The organism is Armatimonadota bacterium (assembly GCA_031081585.1).
GTDB lineage: Bacteria > Sysuimicrobiota > Sysuimicrobiia > Sysuimicrobiales > Humicultoraceae > Geohabitans > Geohabitans tengchongensis.
This window is the reverse complement of record JAVHLY010000041.1, coordinates 1-19,146: the sequence shown is the minus strand read 5'-3', so window position 1 is coordinate 19,146 and position 19,146 is coordinate 1. Positions and strand designations below refer to the sequence as shown.

The 19,146-nt window shown below is 73.0% G+C and carries 13 protein-coding genes; 1 reads left to right on the top strand and 12 read right to left on the bottom strand.

The window, feature by feature from the left end:
- Positions 1-158: 158 nt before the first annotated feature.
- The 9 genes from RB146_12850 to RB146_12810 form a co-directional block, all read right to left on the bottom strand.
- A complete protein-coding gene (locus RB146_12850) occupies positions 159-1,091 on the bottom strand; it encodes a hypothetical protein (protein MDQ7829859.1) in 933 nt (310 codons plus the stop codon).
- 235 nt (positions 1,092-1,326) lie between these two features.
- Positions 1,327-2,529, bottom strand: a complete 1,203-nt coding sequence (locus RB146_12845; GenBank protein MDQ7829858.1) for a trypsin-like peptidase domain-containing protein — start codon at positions 2,527-2,529, stop codon at positions 1,327-1,329.
- Positions 2,526-3,947: a PrsW family glutamic-type intramembrane protease gene (locus tag RB146_12840; protein ID MDQ7829857.1), complete on the bottom strand. Its 1,422-nt coding sequence runs from the start codon at positions 3,945-3,947 to the stop codon at positions 2,526-2,528. Before RB146_12840 ends, RB146_12845 begins: the two co-directional genes overlap by 4 nt.
- 371 nt (positions 3,948-4,318) lie before the next feature.
- Positions 4,319-4,729 (bottom strand): hypothetical protein, encoded by a 411-nt coding sequence (locus RB146_12835; GenBank protein MDQ7829856.1) that lies wholly within the window; start codon positions 4,727-4,729, stop codon positions 4,319-4,321.
- Between the two features lie 347 nt (positions 4,730-5,076).
- Positions 5,077-5,904, bottom strand: coding sequence for a hypothetical protein (locus RB146_12830; protein MDQ7829855.1), 828 nt, complete (start codon positions 5,902-5,904; stop codon positions 5,077-5,079).
- 149 nt (positions 5,905-6,053) lie between these two features.
- A complete protein-coding gene (locus RB146_12825; protein MDQ7829854.1) occupies positions 6,054-6,770 on the bottom strand; it encodes a hypothetical protein in 717 nt (238 codons plus the stop codon).
- 224 nt (positions 6,771-6,994) lie between these two features.
- Entirely contained in the window at positions 6,995-10,132 is a 3,138-nt protein-coding gene (locus tag RB146_12820) for a VWA domain-containing protein (GenBank protein MDQ7829853.1), read from the bottom strand.
- Positions 10,133-10,434: 302 nt separating this feature from the next.
- On the bottom strand, positions 10,435-13,227 hold the full coding sequence (locus RB146_12815; GenBank protein MDQ7829852.1) for a transglutaminase domain-containing protein: 2,793 nt from the start codon (positions 13,225-13,227) through the stop codon (positions 10,435-10,437).
- Entirely contained in the window at positions 13,224-14,645 is a 1,422-nt protein-coding gene (locus RB146_12810) for a DUF4352 domain-containing protein (GenBank protein MDQ7829851.1), read from the bottom strand. The genes RB146_12815 and RB146_12810 overlap by 4 nt, the downstream gene beginning before the upstream one ends.
- A gap of 389 nt (positions 14,646-15,034) precedes the next feature.
- On the opposite strand from RB146_12810, the gene RB146_12805 reads away from it, so the two are divergent.
- Positions 15,035-16,066 carry a WD40 repeat domain-containing protein gene (locus RB146_12805; protein ID MDQ7829850.1) on the top strand — a complete coding sequence of 344 codons (1,032 nt, stop codon included), beginning with the start codon at positions 15,035-15,037 and terminating at the stop codon, positions 16,064-16,066.
- A gap of 230 nt (positions 16,067-16,296) precedes the next feature.
- Here RB146_12805 and RB146_12800 read toward each other — a convergent pair whose 3' ends face one another.
- The 3 genes from RB146_12800 to RB146_12790 all read right to left on the bottom strand — a co-directional run.
- Positions 16,297-16,494, bottom strand: coding sequence for a hypothetical protein (locus RB146_12800; protein MDQ7829849.1), 198 nt, complete (start codon positions 16,492-16,494; stop codon positions 16,297-16,299).
- A gap of 126 nt (positions 16,495-16,620) precedes the next feature.
- Complete coding sequence (locus RB146_12795) at positions 16,621-17,076, bottom strand: cupin domain-containing protein (protein ID MDQ7829848.1); 456 nt, start codon at positions 17,074-17,076, stop codon at positions 16,621-16,623.
- 106 nt (positions 17,077-17,182) lie between these two features.
- Positions 17,183-19,146, bottom strand: a 1,964-nt coding sequence (locus RB146_12790; GenBank protein ID MDQ7829847.1) for a BTAD domain-containing putative transcriptional regulator, incomplete at its 5' end; no start/stop codon positions are given.

Here is a 19,146-nt window from a genome sequence, read left to right as displayed (position 1 = left end):
CCCCCGGCTCCTCCCCGACACGCCACCGCAAGCAGCGCCGCCGCGAGGGCGGTGGTCGCCACCCGCCTGGTCCGCGACAGCAGCGCGACGACCTGGACCGGGCTCCGCATCGCCTCGCTACCACCCTCCCCTGTCCCGCGGGGGTCCCCCCGCCGGCGCTACCACTGGAACGGCGACCATTCCGGCTCCGAGCCCTGCGGGTCCAGCACGTACGCCCGCATCGAGGAGTGGATCGGCTCGGTCACCAGCACGCCCCGGCCGTCGGCGAAGGTGAAGGCGCGGCCATCGGGGGAGAGGGCGCCGCCCTTCGCCTCGCCCTGGAGCTGGAAGCCGACCTCGGGCACGAAGACGGGCACGCACCGCCCGGGTGCACTGGCATAGGCGCAGGCGCGCATCTCCTCCAGCGAGAACTCGACCTCCACCCGCTCGCCGGCTGCTGCAGGGCGGTAGGCGATGGCGTGCCAGCCGGTGATCCGCTCCTCGGAGTTGACGACCCGGTAGGTGGCCCCCAGGACCAGCATCCGGTTGCCATTGCGCGCGACGTCGTAGATCTCGTCGCGGAGCGCCGGAACCCCCACCATATAGGGGCTGTCGTGCTCCCAGCCGGTCCGCGGGCCGCGCACGAGGTATGGGTAGGCCCCGTTGCCGGAGAGGACCAGGCGCTCGTTCGTCATCCACCGGACGTGGTAGTAGCTGGACGAGAAGGTATCCCACCTGCCCGCGACGCCGGCGATGGCGTCGGCGCCCCAGCGGTCGGCGAAGGTCAGCCCGACGCGGGCCGGGTTGGAGCGCAGCGGGCTCACGACCACGTAGACGAAGGCAAAGAGCCCGCCGTCGGGGGACAGCTCAGCGCTGATGAGGTTGACGAGCTCCCCCGGCGGGAACGCACGCTTCCTGCCCGAGCGGGTGATCGTCACGAAGTGCGAGCGGCCGCCCATCTGCTGGACAGCGCCCACTGTGCCGTCGTCGGCCATGGAGGGGCTGCGGTAGCCGCCGTCGCGGGTGATCTGGACCCGCTGCCCGGTGGCCGCGCGGGCCGCCCAGATGTTGCCGCCGCGGATGTAGACGATCGTGCCCCGCAGCTGGGACATGGGATTCGCCTCGCCTGCGCCGGCCGGCGTCGGGGCGATGGTTGCGCCCGCAGCCAACACCAGCCACAGGATCCAGGGAGTGTGCGGGCGAGCCCGCGGCGTACGGTGTGGCTCTCGCTGCGCTCTCGTCATCTCGGTCCTCCTGAATGCCGCCGGCCTGAGGTCATGTCGTCCGTGCACGAAACCTTACGGGCCTTCCTGGCTCGAGCGGAGCCAGCCGCGCCCCGCGAGCGCGCTACTGTCGTTCCAGCGAGATCCGTCCGAGCTGCAACGGGGACGGCGCGTTCTGCGGCACAGTGAGGGTGCCGACCACACCCTGGTACCCCTCGGCCAGGACCACCGCCGGGTAGCGGACTCCCCGGCGGATCCGCTGCGTGGTCTGGAAGAACCCCTGCGCGTCGGTCCGCGCCCAGGTGAGCACGTCCTTCTCCTCGGCCTGCTCGGGGTCCACCCCCGGGCGGAGGATGAAGAACCCCGCGTTGGGGATGCCCTTGCCCGAGGCGGCGTCCACGATCACCCCCTGCACCAGCACGCCCTGGGCGGCAGGGGCCGGCCGGGCACCGGGGGCGGTCCCTGGACCTGGGCCGGGAGCAGCGCCTGGACCGGGGGCAGGTCCGGGTGCGGGTGTCGGTCCGGGTCCGGGGGCAGGCCCAGGCCCGGGCTCAGGCGCGGTCGCCGCGGCCTGCCCCAGGTACCGGGCCCACGCCTGGGGGATGCGGCTGACCAGGGTGGCGTAGCGCGCCGCGGCCGCGCGCTGCGGGTCGGCCACGCTGGCCACGTGCACGGCCACCTGCTCCCCCTGCTCGTTCACCACCGGCCCGCCGCTCGCCCCGCCGCCCACGGCGGCGTCGTGCTTCATCCGGCGCTTCACCTCATTATCGTCGGCCTCGAAGCCGGTGACGTGCCCCTTGGCCACGGTGATGGAGATGCCGCCCACGCCCGGAAAGCCCAGCACCGCGATGCTGTCGCCCTTGCGGATCCGTCCGACGTCGCCGAGCCGCATGTGCGGGACGCTGAAGCCTGGCGGGATCGGCTTCCCCTCGGACCCCAGGAACTCCACCGTCCGCAGCAGCGCCAGGTCGTCCTGGGGGAGGTCGGCGACGTACGTCGCCCACAGCTTGGGCACGGGGTTGACCTTACCGGGGACGTTCACGGCGACCACCACCCGCCCCTGGGGCAGGTAGATCTGCCCCTTGCGGGGGCCCTTCACCTCGCGTACGCAGTGGGAGGCCGTCAGGATCATCCCCGAGGGCGTGATGAAGGATCCGGAGCAGTGGAGCACCAGCCTGTCCTTCATGGGGAGGAGCAGCAGGACCGTGCGCTGCTCCGCCTGCTCGATGATGTCGCCGCTCACCTCCGCGCTGGCCACGCCCGCGGCCGCGGCCAGCACGGCCAGGGCGACCAGCACGCGGCGGGCGATGGCTCCCGTCGGGCTCATGAGCGCTCCTCCACCCGGACGCTCCGCCGGATGCGGTCGAAGGTCGGCCGCACCTGCTCGAAGCCCCCCGCGCTCGTGCGCAGGTCGACGCGGAAGACGCGCGTGGACGTCACGACCACCAGTTCCACCCCCCGCACCACCGCCGGGATCCGCTCGGCGGCCAGGACGGCGGCGTGGGGGTCGGTGACAAAGGCGTACTCGACCGCGACCGCCTCCGCCCCGGGGACGCTCGCCGGCTCGATGGCGAGGGCCCGGTAGAGGGGGAGCGCCCCCGAGCGGGCGACAGCGTCCGCCGCGGCGATGGCCGCGGGTGACTGGCCCCGGGGCCGGGGGGCGGCGGTGACGCGCAGCTCGGTGGGGACGGGCCCCCGCGAGACCGGCGCCTGTACGGCCAGCGCTGCCCCGTCCCGGCGCGCGGCCAGCCACCCGGCGGGATAGGTGAGGCGCAGGCCGTCGGGATGGGCGAAGATGGTGACGGCGCCGACGGCGGCCCGGACGGGGGCCAGTCCCAGCGCCAGCAGGACCAGCAGCGCCACCCACAGCCGCAGGTCGAGCCGGGACCAGGAGGGCTGGCCCGCGCCTGCAGTCGTCCCCGCCGCCGTGGAGGGGCCCAGCGACCGCACCCGCCAGAGCAGCAGCGCCGTGACCGCCACCGCCACCGCCGCGGCCAGCACGAACCCGTACCACGGGCGGTAGGCGAGCCCGGACCGCGTGACCTCGGCGAGGAGGTAGGCGAAGAGCGCGTTGAGCACCACCGCCGCGCCGTAGCCCCACGCGACCTCGCGCCACCGGCCCTGCAGCTTGGCCCGCCCGAGGAAGTAGCCCAGCACCCCGCCGAAGGTGGCGTGGGCCAGGGCGGTCACGACGATGCGCAAGGTGGCCGGCACCGGGTCGACGCCGGCCCCCGCGACCACGAGGTGCACGTTGAGCACCGCGGCCAACCCCAACCCCGCCGCCGTGCCGTAGGTGACGCCGTCGGCCACCTCGTCGAACTCGGGCGATTCGAAGACGGTGTAGCGGACCGCCAGGAACTTGGCGAACTCCTGGACGGCCGCCGCCAGCAGCAGGCCCCCGAGCACCACCCCGGTGGACGGGAAGGCGGCCGCGGGGGCCAGCGCCCGGCCGAGCGGCAGGGCGAACGCCGCCCCGAGCACAGCGCCCGCTCCGGCCGCCCGCAGCACGTAGCCGAGCGGCTCCGGTTCGCGGGCGTCCTGCACGTAGAAGAGCAGGAGCCACAGCAGGGTCGGGACGACCGCCAGGACGATGCCCGCCTCCAGCGTCCCCAGCCGCGGCAAGACTCCCGGGAATGCGGCCAGGGCCCGCACCACCAGCACCCAGCCCAGAAGGCCCACCAGGCTCGCCGCCTGGGCGACCCACAGGCTGCGGCGGGAGAGGCCTCCCTCCACGCGGTGCTCCATCTGCCAGCCCTCCTCCCGGCCACCCGGCCGGTCGGAGGGGATGGTACCCCGGCCGGCTTAGCGCATCGCTTAGCGCCTCGAGACCCCCGAGGGCCGGCTCCTCCATGCCGCATGATCCGGAACTCGTGGCGGAGACGCGAGGGTGGCCGGTGCGGGCACGCGCCGACCTCGCAGGCGCCCGAGTCGACCTCAGCGTCGAACCGCCCCTCACCAAAGACGCGACATTTCATGCCCAGCAGGCGGCGGAGAAGGCGATGAAGGCGTACTTGAACCCCAGGCCGTCGAGGGGTGAGCTCCCGCTGTTGGCTCACCCTGATCCGCTGCCCGGTGCGGGCCAGCGCGGCGCGCACCTGCGGTGCTCCATGGCATGACTACGGGCGATAGAAGACGTCCAGGATGCCGTCGGGGAGGACCAGGACCAGCCGGAGGTCCCCCCCGGCGCGATCCCGCTCCACCCGCCAGGGAAACGACCTGGCCACACCACGCTGCCACCGGACCTGCCCGAGCTGCGGGGTGATCACCAGGACATCCCCTCGTAGCGCGTAGCGGCCGCGTTCCCGGACCAGCACCCTCTGGGCGGTCGATCCTGTGTTCCGCACCGTGAAGAGGAACTCGTACGTCCCGTCGCGGTTGAACCGGTACACGCGTCGGTAGGTGAGCACGGGCCCCATGTCATCCTGCACCCAGGTGCCCAGGAGGGCGGCCGCGTTGGCGGCCGCGAACGCTGCCGCCGGCACTGCCGCCAGAACCGCCACCAGAGCGAGGAGCAAGAACCGTGTCACGATGCCACCGCTCGCCCTCCGCCGTGTCCTCAGGATGCCCGGGCATCCGCACGTGCACGTCGTTCTCACGACCTCCCCTCCTCTCCGTCTCCAAGACGTCGACCGGCCACAGGGATCGACGGCGTCACCACCACCTGGCCGTGTGCCCTACCGACGACGCCTCAGATCCCACTCGAGGGTTTCGGTGACGGTCGCGGTAGCCGGACCCCCCTCAACGGTCCGGTTCCACGTTCCCGCCAGCGCGTCGCGGGCCTTGAGTTGAGAAGCAATGGTCACAGGGATACCGAGAATCGTGCTGAGGCGTACCCCTCCGCGTGACCCCGACAGGTAGGACACGTGACCGCCACCTAGGCAAATGGCCTGTCGGCTGACCAGCTGTCCCTCCGCCTCGCAGGTCTCTTCGGAGGCGACAGCGACAGAGTAGTTCCCGGGTGTGAGGTGGATGGTGACACGTGCGCGTCCCGAGCCTGAGCCGACCAGCCGACCCTCACTCGTCCAGTCAGTCGCACCCGTCTGCCTGCGCAGGTGTCCCACTTCCAACCCTGAGACCTCGACTGCTCGGAAAACTCACCTCGCGCGGTAGCCCTGAGCTGGGCCACGTAAATGCCCGTTGCCGGATCGCCGGCTTCGCTGACCGTGTCGCCCAGATCCACCACGATGCGCAACGTGCTCTGGGTCTGTTCTTCCACGGAACCTTCGGACCGCTGCTGGCGCACTGTCCGCGTGTACGTGATGGTCCCCGTCCACGGACGTCCACCCTCCCAATCCACCACCTCGAAAGGGTAGACGGTCTCATAGCGGAAGGACGCCTCCTGCAGCCACCCTTCCAGTAGGGAGGGGTCGCTGGGGGCCTGTCCACCGAGGAGGGTGTACGGCCGCAGGTCGAACCCCACCGCCACCGCTCCCTGCTTGCTGACCCGTTGGGCCGTGTCGGGCAGAGGCCTGTCCTGAGGCTTCCCCACCACGGCGAAGACCGACGCGCCATCCTGGTCGGTGATGTCGGGCGAGCAACACTGGAGCATGAGGATGTCCTCGCCCGCCGCCAGGCGCCAGGTGACGGGGACCCCGGCGACGCCGCCGGCCGCAGGGCGTCCCACGTTCAGCCGAAGGCCCAGCGCTTCCAGCACCGCCCGGGCGCACTCCGACCAAGCCAATCTCTTCGGGTCGAGGTACACCCTGGCTCTGATGTCCCGCCCCTCGCCCGGGTCGGTGGTCCTCGTCCGCACCAGCGGCGGACCCGGGGGCTCCATGGCCACCTCGATGCGCAGGGCGGCCAGGACGAGCGCCAGAGTCCGGTAAGCGCGTTGCGATCTGACCGCTCTTCTCAACCGTTCGGGGCCATTCCCCTCAGCACGTCCCGGAACTTCTGCCTCAGCACGTCGAACCCGCTGGCGCTCACCTGCTCCCGGCTGATGACCGGATCGTCGTCGGCGCAGGGTGCCGCGGCCGCGAACGCCGGCGGCGGCGCCAACCACCCGGCCAGGGCGCTGGCCCGTCGGGCGCGCTGACCGGCGTCGGCCACGACGTTCCCGCGGGGAACGCTCGCCCGCCGCTGGATGACTTCCAGATCTCCGATGAGGCGCAGGGTGACGAGGGACAGCTGGACCGCGTCCAGACGCACCGCCTCGGGATCCACCCCTCCCAGGAGGTCCTGCGGACCGCCCACCTGCCGCTGGCGCCCCAGTTCCACGATGAGCCGCGCCCAGGCCCGCATCGCCGGGTGCTGCCCGTCCGCATGGGCGTGGATCCCGTCCAGGATGTGCTGGGCGATACGAATGCCCTGCAGCTCGGGCACGGCCCGCACGAGCACCTCCTGCACCTTGGTGAGCAGTACCAGGAGCGCGCGGTCCTTCCTCGTCAATGCCGCCATGAACCTGGCCTCCCAGGCGCTGACCCCCAGCCCCTGCCCTCCGTCCGCAGGCTGCACCGCCAGGCCGCCTCCCGGCCCGCGCACAGCAATGCCGGCCGCCTGGAAGGCGGTGAGCAGCGCGGAGAGCCCCTCCTGACCCCCGCCCAGGATGCGCCCCACCAGCGCCGACACAGCCTCGTCCGGGGATCCTGCAGGCAGGGAGAGGGGTGCGGGCAGGGGGTCTGCAGGAGTGCCTCCGGTCGGCTCCGACGCGGAGCCTGTGCCCGCAGCAGGGCTCCCGACCCGAGCACGGCCGGTGGCGCGACACCCGCCCAGTGCCAGCATCGCCACCAGGATGAGGACTAGGATGGATCGGCCTTGGACCACGCGGCTTCACCCCCTTGCGGCATCAGGGGTCACGGCGACGGCCCCACGACCCGAAACCCGATCTCGCCGCCGTCCTTCGTCAGCACCACCCGGGTGACCGCCCCGTAGCGCACCCGCACGTCGCGGACCGTCACCGGCGGCCCCGCGGGGCGCAGCACCACCGTGTAGACGCCCTCCGGCACGCTCACCGCCGTCCCCGTCATCCCGCCGGCCACCCGCCGTCCCGTCGCCTCCAGCACCTCGAAGGGGAAGGCCAGCGACCGGTCGATGGCCGTCCGCAGCGCGCGCCCGTCGCGGGCGTCGAAGAAGGCCCCGCCCGTGAGGGCGGCCACCCGGGCCATCTCCTGGCGCGTCCGCCGGTCGGCCAGGGCGAACCCCACGATGTTCAGCCGGACCGTCACGCCGGCGGCCAGCAGCTCGGAGACCACCGCCGCCGGGCTCCCGCCGCACTCCTCCTGGCCGTCGGTGACCAGGATGACCAACCGCTCCCCCGACCGGGTGCCGAAGTCCCGCGCCACCTGCCGCAGCGAGTAGGCGATCGGCGTCGTGCCCAGGGCCTGCACCCGCCGGATGGCCGCCAGCATGGCGGTGCGGTCCAGCGGGGCGATCGGCACCACCAGCTCCGAGTCCTGGCAGTCGCCCGGCCGGCCCTCGCGGATGCGGTGCCCGTAGACGCGCAGCCCGACGTGCACCTGGTCGGGCAGCGCCTTGACGACCTGGGCCAGGGTATCCCTGGCGATGTCGATCATCGGGCGCCCGTCGATGCGGCGCTTCATCGACCCGGAGGCGTCGAGGATCAGCTCCACCTGCGGCGGAGCGCCCACGGGCTCGCCGCCGGTGTCGACGTACACCGTCCCCGGGCCCGGGCTCGCCGTGGCCCGCAGCGTGTACGTGACGGGGGTGCGCAGCTCCGAGGCGATCTGCTGGTAGAGCCCGCGCAGCGCCGCGGAGTCGGGGGTAAAGGTGGCCCGCGCCTGGGTGGCCGCCGACAGGTGGGCGAAGAGGCCGAGGACGCTCGTCCCCAGGCGCGGCTGGTACTGCTGCAGGCGGTTGCCCAGGAGGATGGCGTACACCGGCACGCGCGTCTCTTCCAGCAGCGCCCAGAACCCCCGCAGGTCGAGCCTGCTCCCGCTGTCCTCGCCGTCGGTCATCACCACGACGGCCCGGTTCCCCTCCGTGGCCTTGAGCAGCGCGATGCCGTGCGCCACCGCGTCGTACAGCGGCGTCCCGCCCACAGCCTTGAACTGGCCGGCCAGCGCCCGGCGGAGGACGGTGCGGTCGTTCGTGAAGCGTGGGGTCAGGAGGACGATCTCGTTGGGACTGCCCGCCCCGAAGCGGATCAGGGCCACCTGCTCGGTCGGCTGCACCGCGTCGACGTAGGCGGTCACCGCCTCCTCCAGGTCCCTGATGGCCCCGCCCATGCTGCCGCTCGTGTCGAAGGCCAGCACGATGGAGAGCGGCGGCTCGGCCAGACGGACGACGTACTCCCCGGGCTCGACCAGCCAGGTGAAGGCGGTGGCGCGGCGCCCGGCCTGCTGCGGCCCGAAGCGTCGCACCGGGCGCCCCGCGCGGTCGAGCAGCTCGAGGGAGGTGCGGATGGACGGGTGCCCGCCCAGCTCCAGGGTGAGCAGGGCGGGTCCCGGCGGGGGGACCGTGAGCGCGAAGTGGTCCACGTCACCGGTGGGCGCGATGGTGCCGCGCACCCGCCGCCCGAGCGGCAGGGGGACGGCCTGCGCCGCAGTGTCGTTGGGCTCGCCCTCGAGCGTCTCCGCACCGGCGGTGGCCGTGGCGGCTCCCTGTCCCGGCTGCGCCGCGCGGGCGAGGAGGCGGGGCGGGCGTTCGAGCAGCAGCGACCGGTAGCCCGCCGCCTGCCCCTCGAGGACCTGCACCTCCCCCAGGCTCGTGTTCCGCCCGCCGTGGTTCTCGAGCAGGCGCAGCTTGAGGAACCGGGCCCGCCGCCCGACTGGGAAGACCTGGTCGCGGGCCTCTCGGGCCAGCGTGAACCGGCCCACCTCCTGCCAGCCCTCGAAAGGACTCTCGGTCGAGACCTGCACCGACAGACGCTTGAGCCAGGTCTCCTGCCCCAGGTCCGTGGAGGGGTTCAGGACGAGACGGTCGATGTAGGCCTCCTGGCGGTCGCGGAAGGCCAGCACGATCTCCCGTGGCAGGCGCTCCTGCGTATACCACCCGTGGTCTCCCGTGCGGCCGTCGAAGAGGTTGCCCACCGGCGTGCCCGTCCAGTCCGGCACGCGTACGACCGTGCCCCCCAGGGCGGGCAGGACCAGGTTCGCCGGCCGGTCGGCCAGGATGCTGGGGGCGGAGGGGTCTTCCAGGACCTTCACCTCGACGACCTCGGTGCGGGTCCCGCCGTGGTTGGAGAGGATGCGGAGCTTGAGGTGCGTCGCCGGCACGGGGTCGAACGGGATGAGGTGCCGGCCCGCCCGACGGGGCAGACGCGCGGCCGCGACCCTGGTGAAGCCATCCGTGGCGCCGGTCGTGGAGACCCACACCTCCACGTGGCGCGGCATCGCATCCAGGTACCCGGTGTACCGGTTGTCGGAGTCGGTGTCGACGAGGACGGCGGCCACCGTGGCCCGGCGCCCCCCGTGGAAGGACAGGACGATCTCCTGCGGGAACGTGGCGTCCCGCGTGACCCAGGGGCGGAGCTGCTGCAGCCGGCTCACCACCTCGCTGCCGCCGTCGATCAGGTACTCGGCCGGCGCCCCCGAGTTGGGCGGGACGCTCACCACCGTCCCCCCCAGCGCGGCGGCGGCGACGTTGCGGCCGAAGAGGCGGTCGCTCTCCTCGAAGGCGGCGGCCGCGGGGAGGATGGGGACGATGCGGAACGGGAGGGACGGGCCGGGGGCGCCGTTTACGGTGAGGTCCACCCGGTACTCGCCGGGGCGGAGGACCGCCTGCGGCCTGGCCGCCAGCGTCGCCGTGCCCTTCCCGTCGGCGCCCAGGGCGACGCGGTCCTGCTCAACCTCCTGGTTCGCCGGATAGCCCTCGGCTTGGACGGCGACCCACTTGGCCACCAGGCTGGCGTTGGCCGGCCCGCGCACCACGAGGTGGATGGCACTGACATCTTCTGGAAACTCCGTGGCCGGCTGTTGGGGGTCGCCCGTGCCGGTGAGCGCAGGCGCCAGGACGGCGTCGATCGGCTGCACGCCGGTCGTGCGGCCCGGTGAAGGGGGTTGTTCGACCTGAGCGGCTGGCGTGGCGACGACGTCCCCGGGCCGGCCGGGCAGGGATGGGGCGGGCGTCGCCTCCAGTCCCGGCGAGGGTGAGGTTTCGGGGGTGGACGGAGCGGGAGAAGGGAGAACGGTCGCGGGGGTGGACGCCGCGAGTGGACTCGAAGCTGCCATCGGACCGGGGGTGGCAGTGGGGCCGGCGTCTGGCCCCCGGACGCAGCCCGCCAGGAGCCCACCGACCAGCAGGGCCGCGACGAGTCGCGCAGCGGTCGTCCCGCTCATCGCTTCCGCGGGGCCCCCGGAGGCCAGCGGACAGCGGGGGGGTTCTTGAAGGGGTTCGAACCCGGGTTAGGCATACGGCGTGGGGCCGGAGGGAAGGGGGTCCACTTTGGGGGGGGAGGGATGTCGCGGGGCACCGGCCCGAACCTCGTGCACAGGCCCTCGGCGACCTTTTCCAGGGCGTCGTCAAGGCGGGTCTCCTCGAGGAACTCCACAAACTGCGGGGGCAAACCACCGAGCCGGGTCAGCGTGGGGATCACGACATTGACAGCGATTCGGAGGGTCTGGACACAGACCAGGGCCGACTTCTTCCGAGTATCGGTCTCCTGGACTGAGCGTTCCACGGTCGACTGATGTCGGCCGCTGGCCGTGACATCTGTCGCCCACCCTGTCCGCTGGTCCACCTCCCACCAGCCCAGATCGGCCAGGCTCCACCCGCGGGGGAGCGCCTCGGGCAGGACGACGGCTCGTCCCGCTTCCCGCCCCTGGGTGAGGCGGCGAATCCCCCCGCCACCCAGCGCCGCCGGCAGAGGATCGGTGGGCTGCAGCAGGGCCTTAACTGGGATGCCCTGGTCGGTGGCCTGCTCGAACAGCGCGCCTACGCTTCGGTCCGAGAAGTCGGCTCCCAACGTGACACGCTCCACCAGGTGGTCGAGCATGCCGTGCGCCAGGGTGTCGTAGAACTCACCGTAGCCAGCCAGCGGATCTTCCGGCGCGCGGAGCGTTCGATAGGCTTTCCGGGTCAGGTCGAAGCTGAGCTGGACACGCGCATCCCGCGCCGGCCCGTGGGACCGTACCTCAGCGATGAACACGTTGGGCGCGTCGACATACCGCAGCGGGAGATCCTCGGCCGCGGTGCCATCGACCGCCCCGCGCAACACACCGTAGGTGAAGGCGCGGAGCGCGAGGAACCGCGTGATCCCCGGGCGACTCAGCGGGTCGTCAGTGTCGGCCAGGACCGCAGCCAGCAGCATGCCGGGCATCTCCCCGGTGATGACACCGATCCCCAGGACGGCCCCGAGGGCATCCTCCGCCGATGCGCTCGTGCTGCCCGAAGGGCCCTGCTCGAAGATCGTGTAGGTCGCTGACGCCGAGCCCTCGGGGGTGTCCGTCACGACCGTCAGCCACGCCCCCGTCAGGGCATCGATGGCGCCTCCCCCCTTGGGGGTGCCCGGCAGCGGGAGGATCGCGCCGGTTCCGGCGGCCGCGGACTTGGAGATGCGGAAGGGCGGGCCGGCCAGCAGTTCGCCACCGACCACCAGCACGGCGGTCGCCATCTCACCCTGCACGTCGAAGAAGATGCCCAGGGGGACGTCCACCAGATCCGCTGCACGGCCCTCATAGAGGAGCACGGGGTGCCTGAGCGTGCGATCGCCTTCCACCACCTGGACCTCCAGCCGCAGCGTGACACGATGGAAACGGAGGTCAGGGACGTCCCCCACGCGGCGAGCCCGGGTGAGCGGCGCCCCATCCGGGGAGGCGGGGTCCAGGTCCATCCACCGGTCCCCTGCGGCGACCTGCACCCACACGTGGTCCTGGGCGGCCCTGACCGCGTGGTCCCATCGCGGTGTGCGTTGCGTCGAAGGCCGGTGGCCAGCGCCGTAGAGAGCATCGCCGAGGACGAGGAAATGAGCCGCCGCCCGACGGAGGATCTCCTGGTGCAAGGGCGTGTCGGCCCCCGTCCGGGGACGTCGCAGGGCCGACCGCACCAGGACCTCGGCCTGGTTCCGGCTCAGCGTCCCCTCGGCAAAGCGCACCTGGTAGCCTGCGCGCCGGAGGAGCTCGGCCAGGAGGAGGGCCCGATCCGCGGCGTTTCCGCCCCTGGCCAGCAGGGCGCCGCGGGCACCCCGGAGGACGCCGGCGTACGGCTCCAGTCGGATCTCCTCCCGCACGAAGCCCAGCATGGCCTTGACATCGCGGCCGAGCCGCCCCTGCAGCGCGCCGACATCGAAGACCGAACGATCCACCTGATGCTTCAACCGGTCGAGTGCTGCGCGGTACTCCTGCAGGGCGGCCGCTGAACCTTCGGGAGAAGGCCAGGGTATCGGCGTCATCTTGACCGCACCGCCCGTCGGGCTCGGCATGGGGGGTGGGGACGGTGGGGACTCGCCCGACCCACGGGTTGAACCGACCGGTGCGGTCCACGGCGGTTGATAGACAGCCGGCAGTGCGATGAGCAGCACCAGGGAGAGCGAGAGGGACTTCAGGACCGCTGGACTGCGCCTCGCACCCCGAATGGCATCGACCGCCCCTGCCACGATGCCCGCCGGGAGCAGGGCAAGGAGACCGAGCACAGCGCCCTGGAACCACAGGGGCAGCGTGGACCAGGAGGACCGCGTCCGGAGCAGCGCGTCGAATCCTCCGCGTGCCGCTTCAACCGCAGTAGCTCCGACGACGTAGCCGCCCAGGAGCAGCACACCGACGCGCCAGGCCGGGCTCCGCCAGCGGAGGAGCATGATCGCTGCGGTCACGCTCCCAACGCCCATGAGCGCCGGGAAGATGATCACTGCGGCGTCTCCGAGTAGTGCGAGACCGTGCGCCCGTCCGTCGGGGAACCATGCCATGGCGGCCAGCGTTGCCAGGAAGATGAGCACGGCGCCCCAGGCCGCGTGACGCCAGAGGTGCCGCCGCCACAACAGGACGATCCAGGCGCCTGCAGCACCGGCACCTCCGACAGCAGGCCAGCGGACGGTGGATCGAGCCAGAACACTCAGAGTGGCGGCGTAGATCAAGAGGCCGAGGAAGAGGGCCCCGACCGCGATGAACCCGGCCATCGAGAGGCGGGCTCTCATGGCAGGGGGACCTCCTCAACCTTCGTGAACCCCTGGTAAGCCAATCGAAGGGACGACGCGCCCGCGGGGACCTCGAAGGCCACCTCGAACCGGCCGCGCCCGGCCGGGGGGACGACCCGCTCCTGCGCCAGTCCGTGGGGCAGCTTCGCCGTCACCGGCGACGGCGCCGTGCGCTGCTGCCCGTCCGTCACCGTGAACTGCACCGGCTGGACGACAAGCCCCTGGGTGCGGCTCCGGTTCACCACCGTCAGGTCCAGCACGAGGAAGCGCCGCCCCGCCGGCGCGGCCGCCTCTCCCACCTGGTCCGTGAGCGCGGTGCCGTTCAGCAGGACCTCCGCCACCTCCCCGTCCGGGATCGTGGCCTTCGGCTGCGGCTGTCCCCGCGCCGCCACGTCGGGCGTGAGCAGCAGCGTCACCGGGTCGACGCGCGCCGCCGCGACCAGCAGCTCCAGCCGCCCCGTCGGCTCGGGCACGACGAACGCCAGCACGCCCCGCCGCTCGAAGTCGGGCAGGAGGTTCACCACCCCGTGGAACTGGTGCGCCAGCCCCGGGAGCTCGGGAGCGGGACGGTACAGGTAGACGCCGTCCTCGACGAGGGCGACGAACTGGCGCACGTCCACCTGGGCGATCTGCCCCGGCGCCAGCGAGGTCGCCCCGACGTCGACCAGGAGGAAGCGGCTGCCCGCCGGGGCCCGCGCGGTGCCGGCCTCGGCGGCAGTGCGCACGCCGTAGACCGATGCGGCCAGCACCTGGTTGCGGGCGGGGCCGGCGACCGGCCGGTCCGCCTGCGCCGGGGGGGTGCCGTAGACCGGGACCGTGATGTGGCCCTGGGTGAAGTCGTAGAACTGGAGGGTCAGGCTCTGGAAGGGACCGGCCGGCACGACGAAGGCCACCGCGCCCCGCACCTCCTGGTTGTAGCGCTCCACCACCAGCCGGGGCATGGGCAGGGCTTCGGGGAGGCGCGCGCTGGCCGGGTCGACGTGGGCGACGTACCGCCGGTCGATGAGCAGGTGGAGGTGCTTGACCAGGTCGGGGACGACATAGGCGGTCTCGGCGACGACGGTCTCCTTCTCCCCGCTCACCGTCCCGGCCGGCCCGCGCTTGGGAACCTCGAGAGTCCTGGGCGGGACCAGGTTCTTCCAGACGGTCGTCAGCACGACGAACCGCAGGTCGGGGCGGGCCGGGTGCGCTCCGGAGGACGACACCACGCGCGTGGGGTCCAGCAGGCGAAACTCGGCGACGGTCAGCTCGACGTTCCGGTTGCGGCCAAAGGCGCCCACCGCGTAGGTGCGCTCCGGCTCGAGCGTCCCCTGGACAGACCCGGGTCCGCCCCCGCCAACCGGTGTTGCTGCCGGAACCGCCTGCTCGCCCTGGCCGGGCACCGCCTGCTCGCGCTGGTCGGGCGGGGTGGCACTCACGGGCGTTCCCTCTCCGCCCCGGGCGGCGGGGGTCTCCTGCCCGGCAGGTGTGGGCGCTGTGCCGGTCGGCGGGGGGCTCCCGCCCCGGCAGGCGGCCGCGGTGAGGACGACCAGGGCGAGGAGCGCGAAGGGTCTCATCGGGTGAGCGCGACCGGACTCCACTCCGGATCGGAACCCTTGGGAGTTCCAGAAGTGCACGCTAGGGCAGAGAGGTTAGCGCACCCCTTAGCGCAGGGGAGGTCGCCGCGCCGGACCTGCACGGCCCCCAGGGGCGGCAGCCCGTCCGCGCCGATTGACCGCGCCCCTGACCTCCGCTAAGCGTGCCGCTAACCCTCACCCCGTAACGTCCTCAGGGCAGGAGCGCTTTCGAGGACCCGAGGAGGCACAGGATGGCGACGAGAGGGCTCGTGGCTGTGGCGTTCCTCCTGGCGGCGAGCCTGGGCGCCCCGCCAGCGGGGGCCGGGCCTGTGGAGATGACGGTAGGGACGGACGAGCAGGTGCTGGGGAGGCATGAGAAGGCGGTGACCTCGGTGGCCTTCTCCCCCGACGGCCGGCTGGTCGTCTCCACCGGTAGTGACCGCACGGTGCGCCTCTGGGACGTGGCCGGTCGCCGACAGGTCTGGATGATCTGCCCCTGCCGCGGCCTCACCGAGGATGCCGCCTTCTCACCGGACGGTCGCCAGGTCCTCTTCGCCGACCCATGGGGCGGGGCCGCCCGGCTGGTCGAGACGGCCTCCGGGCGTCAGGTCCGGGCATTCCAGCTCCGGCTCTTCCAGGTGAACACCGCGGCGTACGCTCCCGACGGGCGCCTGGTGGCGACGGGCGGTCAAGAGCGGACCATCCGCCTGTGGAACGCCGCCACCGGTCGGACAGTGCGGATCCTCCGGGGGCACACTGACCACGTGACCGCGCTCGCCTTCTCCCGTGACGGCCGGTTCCTACTCTCCGGGAGTTTCTCTGACGACGAGACGGTCCGTCTCTGGGACGTCGTGCACGGCCGGCAGGTGCGGGTCTTCCGCGGCCACATCGCCGCCATCACTGACGTGGCCTTCGCTCCCGACGGGCGCTCCGCCCTGTCCGCCTCGACGGACAACACCGTCCGGATCTGGGACGTGGCGACCGGCCGGGAGCGGCACAGGCTCATCGCACACGTGTATGCGTTGGCCGCCGCCTACACACCGGACGGGCGGCGCATCGCCACTGGCGGGCGCGGGATCGTCGCGGGGGTTGACCTGCCCCGGCCTCCGGGCCCCAGGGGCACCTACAGGCCACTCCTCCTCTGGGACGCCCGGACGGGCGCGCTCCTCCGCGTGCTCTACGGTCCCGAGGAGATCACCGCGCTGGCCTTTTCGCCCGACGGCCGGCTGCTGGCCGCCGGGGACGACGAGGGTGGCATTCGCCTCTGGCGGGTCGAGCAGTAGCGCGGCTCAGAGAGGACGAATGGCCTCGCCGCGATGACCCGCCAGGACCAGCACAGCATCAGGTGCTGGCCCGGCGGCGCTCGAACCGTCAGAAGGGCAGCGGCAGGCTGAAGGGCATGCACCCCGTGGCGAGCAGCGTCACGAGCAGCAGACCGGCAACCCGCACGACCACGTCCATCCCACTCCCCCCTCTCCGCAACGGTGGGCCCATGAGCCCCCTCCCGGGCCTGTCAGTCCGATGCCGGCCGGCGGGCGTGGCCGCCCGGCGGCGCCTCCCGCATCTGGGCCTCAATGAACGCGGTCGCCTCGGCCAGGTCGGTGAAGACCCGCCCTTGCCCTGTTGCCACGGCGATCACGTGGCCCCGAAACCCGCCGCCGGTCCGCTGCAGCCTGATCACGAACGACATCGGCGCGCCCTGGTCCTCCATGTCTCCTCCCCGACGCCGGGGTCCCTGGCGATGCGGAGCGTAGAGGACGGCGGTTAGCGCCACCCTAAGCGCCAGGCGGGATGGAGCGGCGTGGACGCTTCGGCCATCACGGCCCTGCGGCAGGCGTCACGCCAGGGGAGGACCGACCAGCTCGATGCCATGGCGGCGGGCCACCTGGGCCAGCGCCTCCGCCGCCTCGGGGGACGGGGGACCGGCCGGCGGCGGAAGGTCGTCGCGCTCGGCGGGGCGGCCCAGGGCCCGGACGAACCGCTCAAAGTCCCCGCGCGCCGTCACCGTGACCCAGCGTGCCCCCGCCGGCGACTCCACCCGGTAGGTGTGCGGGACGCCCTTCGGGGCGAGGAGGATGGTACCGCGAGGACACCGGCGCTCCTCGTCCGCCACGCGCAGGCGGAGCTCGCCCTCGAGGACGTGGAAGACCTCGTCCTCGGTGTGGTGGATGTGCAGCGGCGGCGAGTCCCCGAAGGGAGCACGATGCTCCAGGACGGAGAGCCCGTCCTGCCCGTCCGCTTCGGCCACGCGAATGTGGACCAGGGTGTTGAGAAACCAGAGCCGTCGTTCCATGGCATCCTCCCGGATCTCCGAACTCCCTCGTGCTCTCCATGCCAAAAGGTACGGGGAGCCTTTAGCGCAGCCCTAAGCGGAGGGGGCGTCTGCACTCCGTCGACGCTCAGCGCGAGGGTGGCTGGTGTGGGCGAGGGCGGCCGGGCCGCTCTCCCCTGGCGATGGCCTCGGCGAGGGCCACGGTCTCGCCGCTCGGACCGACCTCCAGCTCGCGGCGCAACGCCGCCACGCACTCCTGGTACAGGCGCAGCGCTTCCGCACGCCGACCGTGCTCTGCCAGCAGCACCATGAGCCGCCGGTAGACCTCTTCCCGCCAGGGGTCGAGGCGAAGGATCTCGCGCAGGTGCGCCTCGGCCTCCGCCACCTGACCCTGGGAGGCCCTGGCCTCCGCCAGCCGCTCCAGCACCCCGATGTACGCGGTCCGCAGCCGCTCCCGTTCGAGAGTCGTCCAGGGCTCGTTGGCCTCGTCGGGCAGGAGGTCTCCGCGGTAGATCCCTGCGGCGGTCTCGAGGGCCCGCAGGGCAGCCTGGACGTCGCGGGCCCGGGCGGCGGCCGCCACGTGAGCGTCGAACTCCTGGACGTCTGTGACCACCGCGCCCCGCCGGATCCCATACCGCCCCCGCTCCAGCACCAGGCACGCGTCCCCGGGACCGCCGGAGTCCAGCGCCCGCTTGGCGTTTGACCAGGCCACGCCCAGGCTGGCCTGCGCGGATTCAGGAGGGAGGTGGGGCCACAGCGCCTCCAGCAGGGCCTCGCGGGGGACCGGCTCGCGTGCGACCAGGAGGTAGGTGAACAACAGGCGGTCACGGCGGCGACGCCAGACCTTGGGGGAGAGGCGCTCCTCACCCCGCCACACCTCGAACCCCCCGAGGAGCCGGACCCGCAGCTGCGGCCCGAAGGGCGCCGCGGCGGGAAGCACCAGGGAGCGGGCCAGGGCCCTCGCCTCCTCGATCGCGGCATCGAGGGTCATCCCCTCTCCCGCAGCCCGGGCGGCCTGGAGTGCGCCCGGGGCCGCGGCGGCCTCCGCCGCCCGCACCGGACGCGCGAGGTGGTCCTGTTCCAGGGGCGACTGTGGGGCGCCCAGTCGGGCGCGCGCCGCCGCCGCTGCCCCGAGGAGCCGGGCCCCGGCGACGCCTCCCGCTTGAAGGGCGACGGCGCCGAGGACCTCCAGCGACTGGACCAGGCCGAGCCGTTCACCCACCTTCTGGAAGAGGTCGAGGGCCTCGCGGGCGGCGGTCAGGGCCGATGCGGTGTCGCCCTCCCGCAGGGCCGCACGCGCCAGGGTCAACTGGGAGCGACCGGCAGATCCCCGGGCCGCCAGGCGCCGCGAGATGGGCAGGCTCTCCAGGCTGCGCGCGCGGGCCAGCGCGGTGTCACCGCGGGCCAGCGCCGCCAGCGCCAGCGTGTTGAGGCTGGCCGCTGTGCCGTAGGCGTCCCCCAGCGACCGGAAGTGCGCCACCGCCTCCTGGGCCAGCGATTCCGCCGCGTCCCCGTCGCCGCGCTGCGCCGCCAGCACCCCCAGGCTGTCCAGCGCCAGGGCCACGGCGCGGGTGAGGTCGGCCGCACGCGCCACCTCGAGGCTCTCGCGCCCCCACGCCTCTGCTCTCTCGTAGTCGCCCTCCAGGCGGGCGACGATGCCCTGGATGAGCAGGGCGAAAGCGGTGAGCCCCGGGTCGGCCAGCGCGCGACCGATCGACACACTCTCCTCCAGCGCCCGCCGCGCCGCTGCATACGCCGCCGTCCGGTACCACACCACGGCCAGCGTGTTGAGGGCCGACGCCAGTCCTCTACCGTCACCGAGGCGGCGGAAGAGCGCACTGCTCTCCTCGAGGGCCTGCTGGGCCCGGCGGTTGTCCCCGACCTCCCAGGCCAGCTCGCCGGCCCAGTACAGCGCCCGGGCACGCAGCGTCTCGGGAATAGGCTGGCCCACCTCCCGGGCGTCTCCTCGCTGCAGCCAGCCTTCCAGCCACTGCCGCGCTTCAGTGGAGTGGATGTGGCCGGCCCACATCGGTCCCGCCGCGGCCACCGCCAGACGCAGCCCGCGGATCACGTCGCCACGCGCCTGCGCCC